The sequence below is a fragment of the Rhodococcus sp. AZ1 genome (assembly GCF_054979605.1).
Genome location: NZ_JBUEQF010000004.1, coordinates 188,166 through 208,878 on the forward strand (window position 1 = coordinate 188,166; position 20,713 = coordinate 208,878).

A 20,713-nucleotide genomic window follows, 5' to 3' on the forward strand; every position below is an offset into this window, starting at 1 on the left:
TTCTTTCACGCGGGCACCACCACCCACGCCAGGAGGGCCGCCACTCCCATCGACGGTCCGTGCGGCAACGTACGCGGGGGGCGCCGGCGACGCACGATCGCCATCACCGCGAAGGCGAGCGTGGTGATCACCGGCGCGGCCAGCGCCGCCAGCAACCACGCTCCGGGACCACGCACCGCCGCCGCACCCCCTACCGCGAGAGCCCACTTCACATCGCCCGCCCCGACGGCGCCGCGTGCGGCCAGGTAACCGATCAGGTGGACCGCGAACAGGGCGCACGCCCCGATCAGGGCCTCCACCGGTCGACCCACAACCGCGGCGGACGCCATCACCGCCGCCGCACCACCGAGGGTGAGGGCATTGGGCAGCCGACGGCAGCGCATGTCCACCGTCCCTGCGCACAGGACGAGTCCGCCGAGCACCACGAAGACAACTCCATCGGATCCCACGTGGCAGGCGCCCGCCGACACAACCGACATCATCAGGGCGATGGCGACTCCCTGACCACGCCGACCCGGTCCCACCCATCGACTCGAGAGGATCGCCAGCGCGACGCCGACGACCAGCCCGAGGATCGACGCGCCGAGCACGCTCGAACCGTCGCTGCAGTACCCCGCCGTGTCGCTGCTGATCCCTGCACTGCCGTCACCCATCCCAGCACTGTGACCCACCGGGTGGAGCGACGACGTGCGACGCCGATCGCCTGTGGATGGTGGCGATGGTCGATACACAGGGCCTTGACATCGCTCCACCCGGCCGCTCCGGCGGACCATTCCCCCACCCGCCCGCACCTCGAATCAGGGCAGGGCCCGGCGCATCGCCTCTCGTGGGGCGGACTTGCCGGTGAACTGTTCGACCTGACCGAAGGCCTGGTTGAGCAGCATCGCCAGACCGCCGATCACCGTCCCCCCACGAGAGGCGACGGCACGTGCGAGCGCGGTGGGCCAGGGGTCGTAGATCGCGTCGAGCAGCACACGCGCGCCGGCCACGGAATCGACGATCGATTCGGTGGCGGAGGCCGGGACGGTGGAGATCACGGCCGCAGCGGCGCCGACTGCCGACCCGATCCCGTCCTCGAACCCGAGCCATCGAACGTCCAGACCGGCCCGGACTCCACAGTCGAGCGCACCTGTCGCCCGGTCGCGATCACGCGAGACGACGGCGACCTCGCGCACACCGAGTTCGGCGAGCCCGACCAGTGCCGGGCGCGCGGTTCCTCCCGCTCCGATCACCACCGCCGATGCCCCCACAAGATCGACCACGTGAGCGTCTCGCAGCGCACCGGTGACACCGTCGACGTCCGTGCAGTCCGCGCGCCACCCGGTGTCGGTGCGCAGAAGCGTGTTGGCGGAGCCCACCAGGGCTGCACGCTCGGTCACCTCGTCGGCCACGCTCAGGGCAACGAGCTTGTCGGGCATCGTGACCGACAACCCGATCCATTCCGGGCCCAGACCGGCGACGAGGCCAGGGAACCCGTCCTCGTCGCACTCGATGCGGTCGTAGGTCCAGTCGCCGAGCCCCAACGCCGCGAACGCCGCTCGATGAAGCAGGGGCGATTTGGAGTGCTCGATCGGCGAGCCGACCACTGCTGCGCGGCGAGCAGGTGCCGCGTTCATCGTCCGCTCGCGAGGAATCCCGGATCCACCATCGCGATGTTGCGCAGGTGCTGTTCGTAGCTGTCGGTGAACAGCGTGGTCCCCTGTGCGTTGATGGTGACGAAATACAGCCAGTTGCCCGGCTCGGGCGCCTCGGTGGCACGAACCGCGTCCACGCTGGGCGAGCAGATCGGTGTCGCCGGCAGACCAGCCATCGCGTAGGTGTTCCACGGGGTCACCCGTGCCCGATCCTCCGGGGTTGTGGCCACCTCCGTCGTCTCCAGCGAGTAGTTGACGGTGGAGTCGAACTCGAGCTTCTGACCTATCGCGAGCCGGTTGAGGATCACCCGAGCCACCTTCGCGAAGTCGGCGGGCAACGCTTCGCGCTGGACGAGCGAGGAGGCCACCAGGACCTGATACGGGCTCAGGCCCGTCGCCGACCCGGCGGCCAGTAACCCGGTCTGCTCGTATTGCGTCGCACTTTCGCCGATCAGCTGCGCCAGGATGGCCGTCGCGGACGCGGTCGGATCGAAGTTGAACGTTCCGGCCGCGATGAGTCCTTCGAGCTGTCGATCGCGCACCGGAACGGCGGCGACGGCGCTGCGGGCCCACTCGGGTACTCCGAGACCGGCCGGATCACCGGAGCCCGCCTTGTCGAGATCGTCGACACTCACACAGGGGACCCCGCCACCGACCTTGCAGCTCTCTTCACTGATCAGGGTGTAGATGCCCTTCTTCACCGCGCCGGTCTTGACGTCGGTCGTGTCGTGGAGTTGTCGACCCTCGGCGACCTGCAGCTGACCGACGCGCGAGGTGGGATCGATCAGCAGTCGCACAGCCTCCGTTCCGCTGATCTTCTGCGGCATCCGGTAGAAGCCGGGCTGCACCGCGGTGATCTCGGAGTTGACGATGGCGGCCCGGTAGAAGACCTCGGTGCTGGCCGTGACCCCCTTGTCCACCATTGCGCGAGAGATCTGCACGGCGGTGTCACCCGGCGCCACCTGGACCACGGTCACACCCTGACCGGGTCCGGCGAAATCGGCGGGCTCCTCGTCGAAGAGAGATGTTCGCAGATACAGGGCGGCCACCGCACCCACCGCGAGCACCAGCGCCAGTGCCCCGATCACCAGGAGGCGACGCCGAGGGACGCGGGACCGAGCCACGCGGGACGGACGACGCGCATCCGTGGACCGGTCGACTCGGGTCGGTCGTGCCCGCTCGTCGTCTCCAGCTCCCGCTGGTGCCGCAGCCGCGTCGGCCGAGGCGCGACGAAGGTCGTCGATCGGTAGGTCCAGTTGCTCGGTGACCGCCTCGGTGGGCGGATGCATCGGACGCCGCGCGGGATGTGGATACCCCCGCGGCGGGGGTGCGCCCGGCCCTCGCCGTTGTGGCGCTCGCCGATCCGGCGACGGTCGGCCCGGCCGCCTACCGTCTCGCCCGGGTACACCGTTGTCGCCCGTCACCGCTGCGTCCGATCGTCGTCACTGAATTCTTCGGCCTCAGGGCACGCTAGTGCACGGGCTCGGCCGTCCAGCCAGCCCTGCAGGATCCCCACCGCAGCCACCTGATCGATCACCGCTCTCTGCTCACGCGCCCGCACACCGCTGCGACGCAACTGCTGAGAGGCGGTGACCGTGGTGAACCGCTCGTCGCTCAGTCGAACGGGCAGCTCCGGCAGGCGACGGGCGAGATCGCGCGCGAAGCGTATCGCCGCGTCGGCCGCAGGTCCCCGGTCCCCGCGCAAGGTGGTGGGCAGACCCACCACCACCTCGACCACCTCGTACTCGGCGCAGATCGCCGCAATGCGGTCGAGGTCGCGCGGCACGCCGGCACTCGCCCGCCCGGCAGTGCGGGCCACCGTTTCGACCGGTGTGGCGAGCACAGCAGTCGGATCGCTGACGGCCACGCCGACGCGCACGCTGCCGACGTCGATACCGAGCCGTCGACCCGAACCGGGATCGTCGCGCCCCGGCAGGGTCGCCTCCGCGACGAACTGCACGGTCAGCGGGCCCCGATGGTCTCGGAGATCCGCTCCCGCACCGCCTCGAGCGCCGCTGCGATCCCGTCGGCGTCGGTGCCCGAGCCCTGTGCCGTGTCGGCCTTACCGCCTCCGCGTCCGCCGACGCGGGGTGCGAGCACGCCCACCAGATCTCCCGCGCCGAGCCCGAGTTCACGAGCAGGCGCGTTCACGGTCACCACGAAGGGCACCTTGCCGTCGACGTTCCCGACGAGTGCCACCACGGCCGGTTGGGAACCGAGGCGTCCCGAGATGTCGCCGACCAGCGTGCGGATGTCTCCCGCACCGACACCGGCCGGCGCAGGTTCGGCCACCACGAGCACGTCACCGACGCGGGTGGCCCGATCGACCACCGTGGCAGCGGACTGCAGGATCGCCGCGGACCGGGCCTCGGCGACTTCCTTCTCGGCGACCTTGAGCCGCTCGACAAGTGTCTCGACCCTGGCCGGCACCTCGGAAGTGGGCACCTTGAGCGAGGCTGCGACCCCGGCCAGGAGCGCACGCTCCTTGGCCAGGTACCGGTAGGAGTCGAGACCGACGAACGCTTCGACGCGACGGACTCCGGAGCCCACCGACGACTCCCCGAGGATCGTCACCGGACCCACCCGCGAGGACCTGTCGACGTGAGTACCGCCGCAGAGCTCGAGGGAGAAGGGCCCGCCGATCTCGACCACACGAACCTCGTCGCCGTAGTTCTCGCCGAACAGCGCCTGCGCGCCCATCGCCTTGGCCGCCGTGAGGTCGGTGGTGAAGGTGTGCACCTCGTGGTCGGCGGCGACCGCATCGTTGGTCACGGCCTCGATGTCGTCGCGCTGCGAGGAGCTCAGAGCACCCTGGTAGGTGAAGTCGAAGCGCAGATACCCCGGCTTGTTGAGCGAGCCCGCCTGCACCGCGGTGGGCCCGAGGATGCTGCGCAGAGCCCCACCGACAAGGTGGGTGCCCGAGTGACCCTGCTCGGCACCCTTGCGCCACGCCGGATCGACGTGTGCGGTGACCACATCCCCGGCAGTGATCGCACCGCCCAGGACCGTCGATCGATGCACCCAGAGTTTCTTGGCGATCTTCTGCACATCGTCGACGCGAACCTGCAGCCCGGCTGCGGTGATGGTGCCGGTGTCGGCGACCTGGCCGCCGGCCTCGGCGTAGAACGGGCTGCGGTCGAGCACGATCTCGACCTCGCTCCCCACGCTTGCGGCAGGCACGGTCACGCCGTCGATGATGAGCGCGAGAACCGTTGCCTCGGAATCGAGTTCGTCGAAGCCGGTGAACTCGGTGGGTCCGCGATCGAGAAACGGTGTGTACACCGAGAGGTCTGCGTGTGCATGCTTTCGCGCAGCGGCATCGGCCTTCGCACGTGCGCGCTGCTCGGCCATGAGCGTGCGGAACCCGTTCTCGTCCACCGACAGTCCCGCTTCGGCGGCCATCTCGAGAGTGAGGTCGATCGGGAACCCGTAGGTGTCATGCAGGGCGAACGCGTCGGCTCCCGCGATCACCGTCTCCCCTCTGTCTCGCACGGCGTCGGCAGCGGTGTCGAACAACCGCGAGCCGGCGGTCAACGTCGCGAGGAACGCGCTCTCCTCCCCCACCGCCACCGCCGAGATGCGCTCGAAGTCGGTGGCCAGCTCCGGGTACGACTCGGCCATCGTCTCGCGCACCACCGCGACGAAACGAGCCATCGACGGATCGGTGGCACCGAGCAGTCGGGCGCTGCGCACGATGCGTCGCAACAGGCGGCGAAGGACGTAGCCGCGCCCGTCGTTGCCGGGGACGACACCGTCGGCGATGAGCATCACGGCGGTGCGCGCGTGATCGGCGATGACCCGCAGCCGCACGTCGGCATCGGCGTCGGCGCCGTAGCGACGGCCGGAGAGTTCCTCGGCCGCGGTGATGACCGGCCGCACCAGGTCGGTTTCGTACACGTTGTCGACGTTCTGCAGCAGAAAGGCCACGCGCTCGACACCCATGCCGGTGTCGATGTTCTTCTTCGGGAGCGGTCCGAGTATGTCGAAATCGTCCTTGGACGTGCCCTGACCTCGTTCGTTCTGCATGAACACGAGATTCCAGATCTCGAGGTAGCGGTCCTCGTCGGCCTCCGGGCCGCCGTCCGCTCCGAACTCGGGGCCGCGGTCGTAGTAGATCTCCGAGCACGGACCGCAGGGGCCGGGGATACCCATCGACCAGTAGTTGTCGGCCATGCCGCGCTTCTGGATGCGCTCGTCGGGAAGACCGGCAACGTCCTTCCACAGTGCGATGGCCTCGTCGTCGTCGAGATAGGCGGTGGCCCAGAGTCGTTCGGGATCGAAGCCGTAGCCGCCGTCTGCTTGCGACGACGTGAGCAGTGACCACGCGAATTCGATGGCCTCACGCTTGAAGTAGTCACCGAACGAGAAATTGCCGGCCATCTGGAAGAACGTGTTGTGGCGCGTGGTCACGCCCACGTTCTCGATGTCGCCGGTGCGCACGCACTTCTGCACGCTGGTCGCGCGAGCGAACGGCGGGCTCTGCTGACCGAGGAAGTAGGGCACGAACTGCACCATGCCGGCGTTGACGAACAGCAGGTTCGGATCCTCGAGGACCAGTGACGCGCTGGGGACGAGTGTGTGCCCTGCCTTCTCGAAGTGAGCCAGGAAGCGTCGACGGATCTCGTGGGTGCGCACCCGTACAGGTTAGCGGCCGCGCACTATGCGCCTGAGCTTGCCCAACCGGGTCGAAATATCGCGCTCGAGGCCGCGCTCGGTGGGGATGTAATAGTCGGTTCCCACCAGTTCGTCCGGAGCGTACTGCTGCACCGAGACCCCTGCGGGGTCGTCGTGCGGGTAGCGGTACCCGACGGCGTGGCCGAGGCCGCGCGCACCCGAGTAGTGCCCGTCGCGCAGGTGCGGCGGCACCGAACCGATTCGTCCGGCGGCGATGTCGGCCATCGCGGCGTCGAGCGCACGGGTGACGGCCGCGGACTTGGGGGCGGTCGCGAGGTGAACGGTCGCCTGCGCCAGGGACAACCGCGCTTCGGGGAGTCCGACGAGGGCGACTGCCTGCGCCGCCGCGGTGGCCGCGAGCATCGCTGTGGGATCGGCCATCCCGATGTCCTCACTCGCGTGCACGATCAGGCGACGGGCGATCAACCGCGGATCCTCACCGGCGGTGAGCATCCGGGCGAGATAGTGCAGAGCTGCGTCGACGTCCGAGCCTCGAATGGACTTGATGAAGGCGCTCAGAACGTCGTAGTGCTGGTCACCGTCGCGGTCGTAGCGCACAGCGGCCCGGTCTGCGCTGGACTCCACGGCTGCGAGATCGATCGTCGCAGCTCGCTGCTCCGATCCGGCGTCGGGGGCCGTGGCGAGCACCGACTCGGCAGCGGCGTCGAGGGCCGTCAGCGCCCGTCGGGCATCCCCCGCCGCGATGGCCACCAGGTGATCGAGCGCCTCCGTTGTCACGGTGACCGTGCCTGCCAGACCGCGCGAGTCGTCGACGGCGCGACCGACGACGAGACGAACGTCCGCGTCGGTCAGTGGCCTGAGCTCGAGCACGAGCGAGCGAGACAGAAGCGGGGCGACCACCGAGAACGACGGGTTCTCGGTGGTGGCGGCCACCAGCAGGACGACTCGGTTCTCCACCGCCGCCAGCAGAGCGTCCTGCTGGGTCTTCGAGAATCGGTGCACCTCGTCGATGAACAGCACCGTCTGTTCGCCGTGCAGCGCCCGGCGCCCGGCCGTGTCGATCACCGCACGTACGTCCTTGACCCCGGCCGAGAGTGCGGACAGGGCCTCGAACCGCCGCCCGGTGGCTCCGGAGATCAACGATGCAAGGGTTGTCTTCCCCGTACCCGGTGGACCGTAGAGCACCACCGACGCAGCACCGGAGCCGTCCACCAGCCGCCGCAGCGGCGATCCGGCGGCGAGGAGATGGCCCTGCCCGACCACCTCGTCGAGCGTGCGCGGACGCATTCGGACCGCGAGGGGCGCGCGCGCCGCACCCGTCGTCCGGGCAGCCGGGGAGCCCGCACGAGGTGGCGCCGAGGCCTCGTGCGCGACGGGAAACAGCGAGATCTCCTCGTCGCCGAACGGCCCCTCATCCACGGGGTCAGACTACTGATCCACCCGGACGGTCACCCGATCCGACCGGCGCCACGTCGACGGACACGGCAATCGTGCTGGTCTCGGCGTCGGTGTAGATGATTCCGCGCAGCGGCGGGACGTCCGCGTAGTCGCGCCCGACCGCCACCAGGGTGTACCGCTCGTCGACCAGCTGGTCGTTCGTGGGGTCGAAGCCCAGCCACGTCCCGTCGGGCATCCACACCGCTGCCCACGCGTGGGTGGCGTCGGCGCCGATCATGCGTTCGCGACCGGGCGGCGGTGTGGTGGCCAGGTAGCCGGAGACGTACTGCGCCGCCAGCCCCTGCGACCGTAGACAGGCGATGGCCAGCCGGGCGAAGTCCTGGCACACCCCGGACCGCTCGGCGAGCACTTCACCGACCTTCGTGCTGACGGTCGTCGATCCCGACTGGTAGGTGAAGTCGGTGAAGATTCGATGGGTGAGATCGACGATCGCGTCCACCAGTGCTCTGCCGGGCGCGAAGGAACTCGACGCGTAGCTGCGTACGTCGTCGGTGATCTCACCCGGCACCAGATCGAGCACGAACTCGGTCGCCAGGGCCCGCTCGCCGCCATCGGCCTGAACTGCCGCGCAGGGGCGTGCCTGCTCCCACGGTGCCGTGGCGGGATGGGAGAGGATGCGCCCGGGGTCGGGCGGGTCGACACCGACGAGCGATCGCGCGGTGACCGTGAGCTGCTCGTGATCAGTGGTGACGTGGAAGAACACGTCCTCGTTCCCGTACACGTCGGTGCCCGTCGACTGATCCGACGGGGTCGGGGTGACCTCGACGGTCGACTCGACCACACGTTGGCCGGCGGTGTTGGCAGGGGTTAGGAACCCGCGTCCGAACGACGAGCGCACCCGATCCGAGTACGTGTAGGTGGTGGTGTGGGTGATGCGGTACCAGCACGTGCTCGTTCCACCGACCGCGCGTGGATGCTCGGTGGTACCCGTCTCGCCCGGTGCGCTCACGAGAGCATGCTCCCGCCACCCCAGAGGGGCTGGGTACCACCCGGCAGCGTCAGGTGGGTCGCAGTGACCAGATCCGCCGTGTCGAGCAGGGACTCTCTGAGGTGATCGAGCAACTCGGCGAGATCCTCGCGTGAACCGCTCGGTTCGACCACCTCGAGGTCGCCCGGATCGACGCGACGCAACCGCGCCGTCATCCGCTCGACGGCCTGCTCCGGTCGCGAGGTCCCGGTGGCTCCGGGAAGACGCCTGAGAGCATCGAGGGTTCGGTCGAGTTGGTAGATCAACGAGCGCGGGTTGCCGGCGTCGAAGAGCAGCAGTTCGGCCACGGCAGCAAGCCGAATCAGGCCGGAATTCCGGCGCCGGTAGGTCACCGACGACTCGGTCATGGTCAGCACCGATTCGATGATCGCAGCTTCCACGGCAGGCAGTCGAGCCGTGGTCACGGTGGCCGAGAGCAGGGATGCGGTCTGCATCGCCCGTTCGAGTCGACGCCCCACGTCCATCAGGTGCCAGCCGGGATCCCGCACCATCGACTCGGCCGCCAGACCGGAGACCGCCAACATGGCACCGATCACGCGACTCTGCGCCTCCCACAGCTCGGCCTCGTCGAGATCCGGTGCTGCGGCCAGCCGCGCGAGGGCGGTGTCGAGCGCGGAGAAGACCACCCAGGTGTTCGACGAGAGCTGATCGCGCACAGCGCGGGAGGCGTTGAGCAGACCGTCGATGGACTGCGCCAACGAACCCGGCCGTGTCGAATCGAGTGTCAGCGAACGGAACTCGGCGAGAACCTCGCGTCGAGGCCCGGCTGCGTCGAATACCGAACCCGCCCCGGACACCGCCGCAACGGCATCGAGCAGAACGGGCAGCGCCGGCGCTGCCTCCAGCCACGGTTTGGTGGAGAAGTCCTGATACCGAACCCCCACGGTGACGAGCATCCGCGCCATCGACTCGGCCCGCTCGGCGTAGCGGCCCAACCAGAACAGGTCGCCGAGAACGCGGGGAGAGGTGACCCCGTCGACCCGAGCCGCCGAGTAGCGCGGCAGGACCTCACGAATCGGCACGGCCGGTCCGCTCGCGCTGTCGGCGGGCGTAGGCCGGGAAGCAGGACGCACCCAGATGTCCTTGGCCGCGGAACTAACCATCGGTTCGCGCAGCGGATCGGTGATCAACACCTGCGCCAGTCCACCGATCATCGGTGTGTACCCGACCCGTTGCGCGACGTCGAACAGCCGCAGGCTCACCGATCCGGGTACCACCGCCTCTCCTGTCTGCCGATGGCCGGCAGGACCGACAGGGGTGTGTGCCAGCGAGGGGATCGAGCGCGCCGACCATGCCCACGGCTGGGCGCGAACCCTGGCGATCAGGGCCTCGCGGGCCGCAGTGGACAGAGCACTGCCGATGTGCGATCCACCGGACCCGCTCGACGTCACGATCATCGACTCGAGATTGGCCTCGATGTGCGAGAGCGCCGCACTCTCCCCCGCCCAGAAGGTCTCCACCGACGGCAGCAGCAGATCCTCACCGAGCAGCGTCCGCGAGAGCGCCGGGAGCATCGACATCAGCGCCGGGTTCTCGAGGATTCCGCTCCCGATCGTGTTCACCACGGTCACCGCGCCGCGCCGGAGCACCTCCACCAGACCGACCACACCGAGCTTGGAATCCGGGCGCAGATCCAACGGATCGACGTACCCGTCGTCGACACGGCGCACCACCACGTCCACCCGGCGCAGCGTCCCCAGCGCGCGCATCCACAGCGCACCGTCGCGCACCACCAGATCCGCCGACTCCACCAGGGGGAATCCCAGAACCGATGCCAGGTAGGACTGATCGAATGCGGTCTCGGACATCACTCCGGGGCTGAGCACCACGACGAGTGGGTTCTCGGCGGAATCGGGAGCGGCCTCGATCAACGCCAACCGCATCGCTCGCACGAAGGTCGAGAGCTGGCGCGGGTTGGTCTGCTCGAACAACTCGGGCACCGCGCGTGAGATCACCGTGCGATCCGCGAGGGCGTAACCGGCTCCCGACGGAGCCTGGGTGCGATCGGACATGACGGCGAACCGACCGTCGGAGGTGCGCACCACGTCGGCAGCATGGAAGAACAACTGGTGGGGGCCGGGAACGGTGATCCCGTGCGCGGCGCGCAGGTAGCCGGGATGTCCGAACACCAGCTCCGGCGGCAGCAAGCCCCGTCGCACGAGGTTCTGGCTTCCGTAGACGTCGGTGAGGATCAGATCGAGCAGACGCGAGCGCTGCGTCATGCCCGTTTCCAGTCGCGTCCAGTCGTCGGCGGAGACGACGTACGGAACGACGTCGAGTTCCCACCGAAGGGTGGCGCTGTCGGTCACCCCGGGTGCCGGGATGGTGTTGTAGGTGATGCCGTGATCCTCGACCAGGCGTCCCACTCGATTCTGGAGCGAGTCCAGGGTGCTTCGACCGGACCGAGCCAGCACCGAGGCCACCTCCGACCACTGAGCACGCACAGTGCCGTGATCGAACTGCTCGTGTGTGCCGAACACCTCGTCGAACGCGCCCCCAGCGGCCGCCAGATGCCGGTATCTGTCCAGGACCGGTGCCGCGTCGGGGCCACCGGCGACCGTCACCTGTGCCAAAAGGGCTGGTCCCTTCGTTCGTCGCGGCCGAGCTCGTTACCCGACACCCCTACCGGCAGAACTCTAGAGGACCGACCCGGTTCGGCGGAGATCGAGCAGGCCGGGCGCGGACGAGTCGACCCGCAGCCGCGCCTGCTGCTCGAGTAGTGCGGGGACGTCCACGCGACCGGCGGTGAACCCGCCCTCCTCGAACCGCCCGCCGCGTCGCGACTCGGCCTCGACGGCGTTGACCGGCGGTGCGTCGTAGGAGCGGCCACCCGGGTGCACCACGTGGTAGGTGCAGCCTCCGAGGGACCGAGCGGACTGGGTGTCCACCAGATCGAAGCGGAGCGGACTCTGCACCTCGATCGTGGGGTGCAGCGCACTCGGCGGCTGCCACGCGCGGTACCGCACGCCCGCCACCTGGACGTCCGACTTGTCGGTGCGAACGAGCGGGACCGGGGTGCCGTTGCACGTGAGCAGGAATCGACCGGGGTCCGCCCCGGTGATGCTGACCTGCAGCCGTTCCACCGACGAGTCCACGTAGCGTGCGGTGCCCCCGGAGGTCGATTCCTCGCCGAGGGTGTTCCAGGGCTCGATGGCGCTGCGCAGTTCGATCTCGGCGTCGGCAACCACGGTGGTCCCTATCCGCGGGAACCGGAACTCGGTGAAGGGATCGAGCCAACTGGTGTCGAAATCAACGCCGTGATCGCGCAGATCCTCCACCACTCGGCCGATGTCGGCGATCACGTAGTGCGGGAGCAGGTATCGACCGTGCAGGTTCTCGCCGTGTCGGATCAGCGGCGCCACCAGCGGGGCGTCCCAGAACCGCGAGACCATCGACCGCACCAGCAGCGACTGCACCATCGCCATCCGATGGTGCGGGGGCATCTCGAAACCCCGCAACTCGAGCAGTCCGAGACGACCGCGGGCCGAGTCCGGGCTGTAGAGCTTGTCGATGCAGAACTCGGCGCGATGAGTGTTGCCGGTGAGATCGGTGAGCAGGTGCCGCAGCGCCCGATCGACCAGCCACGGCGGTGCGGCTGCGGACGGATCGTCCTCTCGGACCTGCGCGGTACGACGAGCGATCTCGCCGAACGCGATCTCCATCTCGTACAGCGCTTCCGGACGTCCCTCGTCGAATCGCGGGGCCTGGGAGGTAGGTCCGATGAATCGACCCGAGAACAGGTAGGACAGTGACGGGTGCCGCTGCCAGTGGGTGAGCATCGACACCAGCAGATCGGGCCGTCGCAGCAGTGGTGAGCGCCGCGGCGTGTCCCCGCCCAGCGTGATGTGGTTGCCACCACCGGTTCCCCGGCCGGTGCCGTCGTTGTCGAACGCCTCGGTCGACAGGCGCGTCAGACGTGCCTGCTCGTAGAGGGTGCTCATCAATTCGTCCTGCTCCGCCCACGACGCGGTGGGGTGGACGTTGACCTCGATGACGCCCGGGTCCGGTGTCACGGTGAGGGACTTCACGCGTGGATCGGCAGGCGGACCGTAGCCCTCCACGACAACCGGGGTACCGATGCGCGCGGCCGCCTCCTCGACGCGACCAACGAGGTCCACGAAGTGCTCGAGAGCGTCGATCGGCGGCAGGAACACGTGCAGCACACCGTCGCGAACCTCGGCGACCAGCGCGGTCACGGGGTTGTCACCGGGCCCCGGCTCGGGTGCGGGCGCAGACCCTCCGCTCGGTCCGAACCCACCGGCTCCGAACGTTCGGCGTGATTTCCACGGCGTGGGGAGCGGGCCGCGCGGCGCCGTGGGGTCGGCGGGGTTCTCGAGACGTGGCGGATGCCAGGAGATGGCATCGAGAGGCAGCCGGAGCCCGGCGGGAGAATCACCCTCGAGCAGCACCACCCGGCCGCGGCGCAATCGCCAGTCGGCGCTCTCCCAGCGTGTGTCGTCCTCGGAGCGATGGATCGGCATGACATAGGCCGCGGGCTCGTCCGTGCTCGACTCGAGTGTGCGAAGCAGGGCGGCGCGCGCCTCGGGGGTGTCCGTGCCGGGTTCGAGGTCGGGCTCACCCGCCGCAGCGGGTGGGTCGCCGTCGGGCACCCGCAGCAGGGCGGCCAGGCGCGCTATCGGGTCCTCGTAGGCCGGTCTGGACTGTGCCACCGGGAAACCGAACCCCTCGACCAGCGCATCGACGAGCGCTCGCGCCGCACCCGGATCGACGGGCTCGGGTCGATCCGACTCGGGCAGCCAGGGGTCGGCGAGCAGTTCGGCGTCGTGCCAGAGCGGTTGCCCGTCCGCCCGCCAGAAGAGTCCGATCTGCCAGCGTGGCAACGGCTCGCCCGGGTACCACTTACCCTGGCTGCGCTGAACCAGACCGGACGGCGCATAGATCGACCTGAGCCGCTCGGCCAGGGCGCTCGCGAGTTCTCGCTTGTGCGGGCCGTCGGCGTCGGTGGTCCACTCCGGCGCGTCCTGGTTCTCGATCGCCACGAACGTCGGCTCCCCACCGACGGTCAGATCGATACGCTGGTCCGCCATACGCTCGTCGATGGCCAGTCCCGCCGCCCGAATCGCATCCCACTGCTCGGCCGAGTACGGCAGGGTCGTTCGCGGATCCTCGTGCACCCGAACCACGGTGTTCGAGAACTCCAGTTCGGCCGTGCACTTTCCGACGGCACCGGTGATCGCCGCCGCCGTGGACGGATGAGGCGTCGCGGAGAGCGGGATGTGGCCCTCACCGGCGAAGAGCCCCGACGTCGGGTCCATGCCCACCCAGCCGGCGCCGGGAAGGTAGACCTCGCACCATGCGTGGAGGTCGGTGAAGTCCTCGGCAGGCCCGGATCCGCCCTCGAGCGATTCGATGTCCTGTCGCAGCTGAACCAGATACCCGGAGACGAAGCGGGCAGCCAGGCCCAACTGCCGGAGGATCGACACGAGCAGCCATGCGGAGTCCCGACACGATCCCACCGCCGTGCGCAGCGTGTGGTCCGGGGTCTGGACGCCGGGCTCCATGCGCACCGAGTACTCGATGTCCGCCATGACGGCGCGATTGACGGCGGCGAGGAACTCGATGGTGCGCATCTCGCCATGTTCGGCAACCTCGGCGCGCATCTTCTCCACCCACCGCGTGACGAGTTCGCCCGGTCCCCCGCCCTCCTCGGTCTCGTCCACCGGACGCAGATACGGCTCGAGGTCGGGCAGATCACGCTGCTGGTATTCGAAGCCGACGTGCTCGGCCCAGTCCTCGACGAAGAAGTCGAGAGGATTGATGGCCTCGAGATCGGCCACCAGACCGACCGTGATGGTGAGGTGGTCGGTGCGTTCGGGGAAGACCACGCGGGCAAGGAAGTTCCCGAAGACGTCCTGTTGCCAGTTCAGAAAATGCCCGGCAGGTTCGACGGTCAACGAGTACGCCTCGATGGGCGTGCGGGCGTGCGGCGCCGGGCGCAGCCTGATCTCGTGGGGATACACCTGAACCACCCGGTCGAAGTGGTAGCTCGTGCGATGCTCGAGCGCGACCTTGATTCCCACGGACAAACTCCTCGACATCGTGTTCGGGCCCGCTGCCACCTTAGAGCGGCGAGCGGGCCTGCGCCCGGCGAGAGGTCGGGTCAGCGCGGTGCGGTCAGGCGGCTTCCGTCACCCAGCCGCAACCGCAGGCTCAGCACCGCCGTCGCGGCGATGACGATGCCGACCAGGTTGATCGCCAGCTGCAGGCTCGACAGACCCGCGATGCGCCATGCCCCGGCCGTCGCCGCGATCACCGCGAACCCCGCAGCAGGAACCGTCGTCACGGAGATGAACACACCCACCAGTGCGGCGGACTTCGACGACAGCATTGCCAGCATGCCGGCCGCTCCGGCCAGCAACGAGACGATGAACGACGCGGGACCCACCTGGTAGATGAAGTCGACCTGGTCCAGATTTGCGAGGCCGCTCACGTCCAGCACGCCGGTGAGCTCCGCGGCGAGCGCGCCCGCCGCCGTGATGAGCATCGCAACCGGGAACGCGACCGCCAGCGCGATCACCGCGCGCAGCACCAGACGACGGCGGCCGAGTACCAGCCCGACGGCGATCGCGGCCAGCGGTCCGAACTCGGGACCGAGAACCATGGCACCGACGATCGTGACAGGCGAGTTGGTCACCACGCCGATGGCCACCAGCAGCGTGGCGATCGTCAGGAACGACAGGAAGGTGAAAGTCAGGGTCGCGTCCTCGTGATTGCGCCGCAGAAGTTGATCCCAGACGATCGCGTCGTCGGGATCACCGGGCACACGCTTGGCTGCGCTGTCGGCTCGTTCGGACATCATCGAGTCGACGGTGGTGTATGCGACGGCACCGTCCGCCATCACACCGAGATGTCGCAGAGCGTCGAGAATTTCGTTGGAACTCTCGCGGGTGAAGTCCGCCTCGATCACGTCGCCTTCCGGCTCGAGGGAAGCGCCGCGGAAGAGCGACATGTGCGCCACACCCTCGCACCCGCGCAGCACGTCGAGAACCTCGTCCGTTCGCACGGCAGGTACGTGCACTCGAATGTTCTCCATGGCCGGTCAGGACGCTGTGGGCGGTGCGGTGTCCGGACCGGTGCCGGCACGAGGTGCGGGCGGGGCATCGATCCCCGACTCGCGGCGCTGCTGCGCGGTGATCGGGGCCGGCGCGTCGGTCAGCGGATCGACTCCGCCACCGGACTTCGGGAAGGCGATGACCTCGCGGATGGACTCGACGCCGGCCAGCAGAGCTGTGATGCGATCCCACCCGAAGGCGATGCCGCCGTGCGGAGGAGCGCCGAAGGCGAAGGCATCGAGGAGGAACCCGAACTTCTCCCGTGCCTGCTTCTCGTCCAGACCCATGACGGCGAACACTCGCTCCTGAACGTCCTTGCGGTGGATGCGAATACTGCCCCCACCGATCTCGTTGCCGTTGCAGACGATGTCGTACGCGTACGCCAGAGCGGACCCTGGATCGGTGTCGAACGTGTCGAGCCACTCCGGCTTCGGCGAGGTGAAGGCGTGGTGCACCGCGGTCCACGATCCACTGCCCACCGCCACGTCACCGCTCGCGGTGGCATCGGAGGCGGGTTCGAACAGCGGTGCGTCGACGATCCACACGAATGCCCATTGTGACTCGTCGATCAGGCCCTGCTTGCGCGCGATCTCGCCGCGCGCCGCGCCGAGCAACGCCCGCTGAGCCTTGGCCGGGCCGGCCGCGAAGAACACGCAGTCCCCCGCTGCGGCGCCGACATGCGCGGCGAGCCCGGCACGCTCGGCGTCGGAGAGGTTCTTGGCCACCGGCCCCGCCAGTGTTCCGTCCTCCTGGATCAGGACGTAGGCAAGGCCCTTCGCGCCGCGCTGCTTGGCCCACTCCTGCCAGGCGTCGAGCTGGCGGCGGGGCTGGGAGGCGCCGCCCGGCATCACGACGGCACCGACGTAGGGGGCCTGGAAGACTCGGAACGGGGTGTCGGAGAAGAACTCGGTGCACTCGATCAGTTCGACACCGAAACGCAGATCCGGCTTGTCCGAGCCGAACCGACGCATCGCGTCGGCGTAGGTCATCCGCGGTATCGGCGTGTGCACCTCGTAGCCGATGAGGTTCCACAGTGCCGTGAGGATCTCCTCCGCCAACACGATGACGTCGTCCTGGGTCACGAAGCTCATCTCGACGTCGAGCTGCGTGAACTCCGGCTGCCGGTCTGCCCGGAAGTCCTCGTCGCGGTAGCAGCGAGCGATCTGGTAGTACCGCTCGATACCGCCGACCATCAGCAGCTGCTTGAACAGCTGCGGGCTCTGCGGCAGCGCGTAGAAGGTGCCCGGTTGAAGGCGGGCGGGCACCAGGAAGTCCCGAGCGCCCTCGGGAGTCGACCGGGTGAGGGTGGGTGTCTCGACCTCGACGAACTCGTGGTGGGCCAGTACGGCTCGAGCCGCTGCGTTGACCTTCGAGCGCAACCGGATGGCGTGCGCCGGGCCGGCTCGACGCAGGTCCAGGTACCGGTAGCGCAGTCGGGCCTCCTCCCCCGGCGACTCGTCCAGCTGGAACGGCAGCGGCGCGCTCTCGCCGAGAACCTCGAGCTCGGTGGCGTTCACTTCCACCGCGCCGGTGAGGATCTCGTGATTCTGGTTGCCCTCGGGCCGCAGTTCGACGACGCCGGTGATCCGTACGCAGTACTCCGATCGGAGGCGGTGCGCCTGCTCGGCCACGGTCGAATCGCGAAAGACCACCTGCGCCACGCCGGACGCGTCGCGTAGATCGATGAAGATCACCCCGCCGTGATCGCGTCGTCGGGCAACCCACCCGGTCAGTGTGACGGGGTTGCCGGCGTGCTCGGCTCGAAGTGAACCGGCAAGATACGTGCGCAGCACTGAATTCCTTTCGTGGGCCCGGACGCGAGAGCTCCAAGGAGTGGAGGACTGCGGCCATGCTAGGGATCTCCGGTGTCGATGGTGTGGTGGTCCCGGTTCTCGAATCCTAGGGAGAGAACGATGACGCGTGCCCACCGGCATGCAAAGCTGATGCCCGCACCATCGGCGAGCACAGCAAGGGAACGACGATGACCTTCGACGACAACGCGCAGATCGACTCCTCACGGGTGAGCCGGGGCGGGGGCGGTCGTGGCGGCAAGGTGGCCATCGGCGGTGCGGGTGGACTGATCGTCGTCGTTCTGGCTCTGCTGTTCGGTGTCGATCCCGGGTCGGTGATCAGTGGAGTCGGTGGCGGCGACTCGTCGTCGAGCGCACCGGCCGGCGACGGCAGTCTCGAAGGGTGCGCCACCGGAGCCGACGCCAACAGGGACATCGACTGCCGGGTGGCGGCCAGTGTCAACAGCCTCGACCAGGTGTGGGGAGCACAGCTCGAGCAGCAGACCGGCACCGCGTACGTCCAACCCAAGGTCACCCTCTTCAGCGGTTCGGTCAGTACCGGCTGCGGGGCGGCGACGAGCGAGGTCGGTCCGTTCTACTGCCCCGCGGACTCCACCGGCTACTTCGACACCAGCTTCTTCCAGGTGCTGGTGGACCGATTCGGCTCCAGCGGCGGTCCGCTGGCTCAGGAGTACGTGGTCGCGCACGAGATCGGCCACCACATTCAGAATCAGCTCGGCGACATCGGGCGAGCCGGCCAGGATCCCGCCGGCCCGGAGTCGGGATCGGTGCGCACCGAACTTCAGGCCGACTGCTACGCGGGCATCTGGGCGCACTTCGCCGACGAGCAGCCCGCCCCCGGTTCGTCGAAGCCGCTGCTCAATCCCCTGACCGACCAGGACGTCTCGGACGCACTGTCCGCAGCTGCATCGGTCGGTGACGATCGTATCCAGAAGGCGGCGACGGGTCGGATCAATCCGGAGGGCTGGACACACGGCTCATCCGAGCAGCGACAGGCGTGGTTCCTCTCGGGCTACCGCACCGGTCTGGTCTCGGCATGCGACACCTACGGCGCGCGCGATCTGAACAATCCACCGGCCCCGCGCGGCGGCCGGTGACCGGCGGTGACGATCATCTCGGGGACCCGTCCCCGCCCGATCTGCACCGCATGCGGTGTCGCAGTCGATCACGACCTCTTCGATCCCGCGGCCTGCCCGATCTGTCTCGACGACCGTCAGTACGTCCCGGCCTCGGGTCAGCGGTGGACCGACCTCGAGCAACTCGCCGCGACCCACTCCAATCGCGTCGCCGAGGAGGCACCGGGGCTGTGGGGTATCGGGACCGAGCCGCACTTCGCCATCGGTCAACGGGCGCTGCTGGTCCCGGGTGAGGGCGGAAATCTGCTGTGGGACTGCATCAGTCTCATCGACGACGCGACGATCGAGGCCGTGCGTGCGCGAGGCGGGGTGGCCGCGATCGCCATCTCCCACCCGCACTTCTACAGCTCGATGGTCGAGTGGAGCGAGGCGTTCGGCGGTGTGCCGATCCACCTTCATGCCGACGATCAGGACTGGGTGCGCGCCCGCGGGAACGTGCACTTCTTCACCGGGTCGACCGCCGAGGTGTTGCCGGGGCGAACGCTGCTGAACCCCCGCGTGCACTTCGACGGAGGCACGGTGCTGCACTGGCGGGGTCCGGATGGTCGCGGCGCGCTGTGTACCGGCGACATCGTTCAGGTGGTTGCGGACCCTCGGTGGGTGAGCTTCATGTACAGCTACCCCAACCTGATCCCGGAGCACCCGGACACCGTCCGCGCGGTGATCGATCTGCTCCGGCCGTACGACGTCGAGATGGTGTTCGGTGCGTGGTGGGGCAAGGTTGTCCGTGCGGACGCGAAGGCGGCGATCACGCGCTCCGCCCGCCGCTACCTCGAGCATCTGGGCCACACCCCCGATTTCTGATCGACCCCATGAGATCAGAGGCGCCAGGGGATCAGAGGCGCCACGGGATCAGAGGCGCCCTGAGATCAGAACAGCGTGGGAGTCGCTGGTGCAGTGCTCTTCTGGGGTCCAGACAGTCCGACGGGTGTCGCCCGCGCGGCCTGTGGGTCGAGTCCGGTCAGTCCGTACTTCTCGATGAGCGGGTCCACTTTGCCCGCCAGCCAGGTGCGGTACTCGGGACCGACGTACGCACTGCGTCCGTAGAGACGCCGGTACCGGCCGATCAGCGCGGGGTGCTCCTCGGCGAGCCACGCCATGAACCAGTCACGCGTACTCGAGCGCAGGTGCATCGGGAGCACGGTGACCCCGGCGGCCCCCGCCGCCGCGAGCGAGCCGAGCAGCGCGTCGAGATGCGCGGTCGAATCCGTGAGGAACGGCACCACGGGAGCGATCAACACGTGGCACGGTAACCCGGCGTCGGTGAGGGCTCGCACGAGGTCGAGGCGCGCTCGCGGTGACGGCGCCCCGGGTTCGATGGCCTTCTGCAGTTCCTCGTCATGGAATGCCAGACTCACGCTCACCTGAACATCGACCGAGCGTGCGGCCAGGGCCAGCAGCGGCAGATCGCGGCGGATCAACGTGCCCTTGGTCAGTATCGAGAACGGGGTGCCGTGCTCGGTCAGAGCCCGGATGATCCCGGGCATCAATCGGTAACGTCCCTCAGCGCGCTGGTAGGGGTCGGTGTTGGTTCCGAGTGCCACCGGATCACGCTTCCAGGACGCGCGCGCCAGTTCGCGGCGGAGCACCGCGACCACGTTGGTCTTGACGACGATCTGCGAATCGAAGTCCACGCCCGCATCGAGATCGAGATATTCATGCGTCGGGCGCGCGAAGCAGTACCTGCACGCGTGCGAGCACCCGCGCATGGGATTGATGGTCCAGCGGAAGGGCATCGACGACTCTTCCGGCAGCTTGTTCAGCGCACTCTTGCAGAGCACCTCGTGGAACGTGACACCCTCGAACTCCGGCGTCCGGACCGTGCGCACCAGCCCTGCACGCTCGAGCCCCGGTAGCGCACCGTCGATCGCATCGAGAGTTTGACCCTGCCACCTCATGCCAGAAGTCGAACATGTGTTCTATGTCGTGTCAAGTGATTCGAGTCGTAAAGCATTTCTCCAGAAAAACAACCAAACCG

At 68.6% G+C, this 20,713-nt stretch carries 14 protein-coding genes; 2 read left to right on the forward strand and 12 right to left on the reverse strand.

All coding sequences use genetic code 11. The features are described from left to right. Window positions 1-5 precede the first annotated feature (5 nt). The 11 genes from ACY48E_RS06945 to aspS form a co-directional block, all read right to left on the reverse strand. The gene (locus ACY48E_RS06945) at window positions 6-653 is read right to left on the reverse strand and encodes a prepilin peptidase (protein ID WP_462871405.1); all 648 of its coding nucleotides are present in this window, start codon (window positions 651-653) and stop codon (window positions 6-8) included. A gap of 144 nt (window positions 654-797) precedes the next feature. Beyond that, the gene (locus tag ACY48E_RS06950; RefSeq protein WP_462871406.1) at window positions 798-1,616 is read right to left on the reverse strand and encodes a shikimate dehydrogenase; all 819 of its coding nucleotides are present in this window, start codon (window positions 1,614-1,616) and stop codon (window positions 798-800) included. Beyond that, on the reverse strand, window positions 1,613-2,923 hold the full coding sequence (locus ACY48E_RS06955) for an endolytic transglycosylase MltG (RefSeq protein ID WP_462871407.1): 1,311 nt from the start codon (window positions 2,921-2,923) through the stop codon (window positions 1,613-1,615). The genes ACY48E_RS06950 and ACY48E_RS06955 overlap by 4 nt, the downstream gene beginning before the upstream one ends. 131 nt (window positions 2,924-3,054) lie before the next feature. Then, complete coding sequence (gene ruvX / locus ACY48E_RS06960; protein ID WP_462871408.1) at window positions 3,055-3,594, reverse strand: Holliday junction resolvase RuvX; 540 nt, start codon at window positions 3,592-3,594, stop codon at window positions 3,055-3,057. Window positions 3,595-3,596: 2 nt separating this feature from the next. Further along, window positions 3,597-6,269: an alanine--tRNA ligase gene (gene alaS, locus ACY48E_RS06965; protein WP_462871409.1), complete on the reverse strand. Its 2,673-nt coding sequence runs from the start codon at window positions 6,267-6,269 to the stop codon at window positions 3,597-3,599. 9 nt (window positions 6,270-6,278) lie between these two features. Then, window positions 6,279-7,688 carry a replication-associated recombination protein A gene (locus ACY48E_RS06970; protein ID WP_462871410.1) on the reverse strand — a complete coding sequence of 470 codons (1,410 nt, stop codon included), beginning with the start codon at window positions 7,686-7,688 and terminating at the stop codon, window positions 6,279-6,281. 4 nt (window positions 7,689-7,692) lie between these two features. Next, window positions 7,693-8,601: a transglutaminase family protein gene (locus ACY48E_RS06975; RefSeq protein ID WP_462871533.1), complete on the reverse strand. Its 909-nt coding sequence runs from the start codon at window positions 8,599-8,601 to the stop codon at window positions 7,693-7,695. 71 nt (window positions 8,602-8,672) lie between these two features. After that, window positions 8,673-11,288: a circularly permuted type 2 ATP-grasp protein gene (locus tag ACY48E_RS06980; protein WP_462871411.1), complete on the reverse strand. Its 2,616-nt coding sequence runs from the start codon at window positions 11,286-11,288 to the stop codon at window positions 8,673-8,675. 63 nt (window positions 11,289-11,351) lie between these two features. Next, the gene (locus ACY48E_RS06985; protein WP_462871412.1) at window positions 11,352-14,756 is read right to left on the reverse strand and encodes a transglutaminase family protein; all 3,405 of its coding nucleotides are present in this window, start codon (window positions 14,754-14,756) and stop codon (window positions 11,352-11,354) included. 80 nt (window positions 14,757-14,836) lie between these two features. After that, on the reverse strand, window positions 14,837-15,769 hold the full coding sequence (locus tag ACY48E_RS06990; RefSeq protein ID WP_462871413.1) for a DUF389 domain-containing protein: 933 nt from the start codon (window positions 15,767-15,769) through the stop codon (window positions 14,837-14,839). A gap of 6 nt (window positions 15,770-15,775) precedes the next feature. Further along, the gene (gene aspS, locus ACY48E_RS06995; protein ID WP_462871414.1) at window positions 15,776-17,581 is read right to left on the reverse strand and encodes an aspartate--tRNA ligase; all 1,806 of its coding nucleotides are present in this window, start codon (window positions 17,579-17,581) and stop codon (window positions 15,776-15,778) included. A 188-nt stretch (window positions 17,582-17,769) separates the two neighbouring features. On the opposite strand from aspS, the gene ypfJ reads away from it, so the two are divergent. Then, entirely contained in the window at window positions 17,770-18,696 is a 927-nt protein-coding gene (gene ypfJ, locus ACY48E_RS07000) for a KPN_02809 family neutral zinc metallopeptidase (protein WP_462871415.1), read from the forward strand. Between the two features lie 6 nt (window positions 18,697-18,702). Next, window positions 18,703-19,539: an MBL fold metallo-hydrolase gene (locus ACY48E_RS07005; RefSeq protein ID WP_462871416.1), complete on the forward strand. Its 837-nt coding sequence runs from the start codon at window positions 18,703-18,705 to the stop codon at window positions 19,537-19,539. Window positions 19,540-19,604: 65 nt separating this feature from the next. Here ACY48E_RS07005 and ACY48E_RS07010 read toward each other — a convergent pair whose 3' ends face one another. Beyond that, window positions 19,605-20,633 (reverse strand): Rv2578c family radical SAM protein, encoded by a 1,029-nt coding sequence (locus ACY48E_RS07010; RefSeq protein ID WP_462871417.1) that lies wholly within the window; start codon window positions 20,631-20,633, stop codon window positions 19,605-19,607. Between the last annotated feature and the right edge of the window lie 80 nt (window positions 20,634-20,713).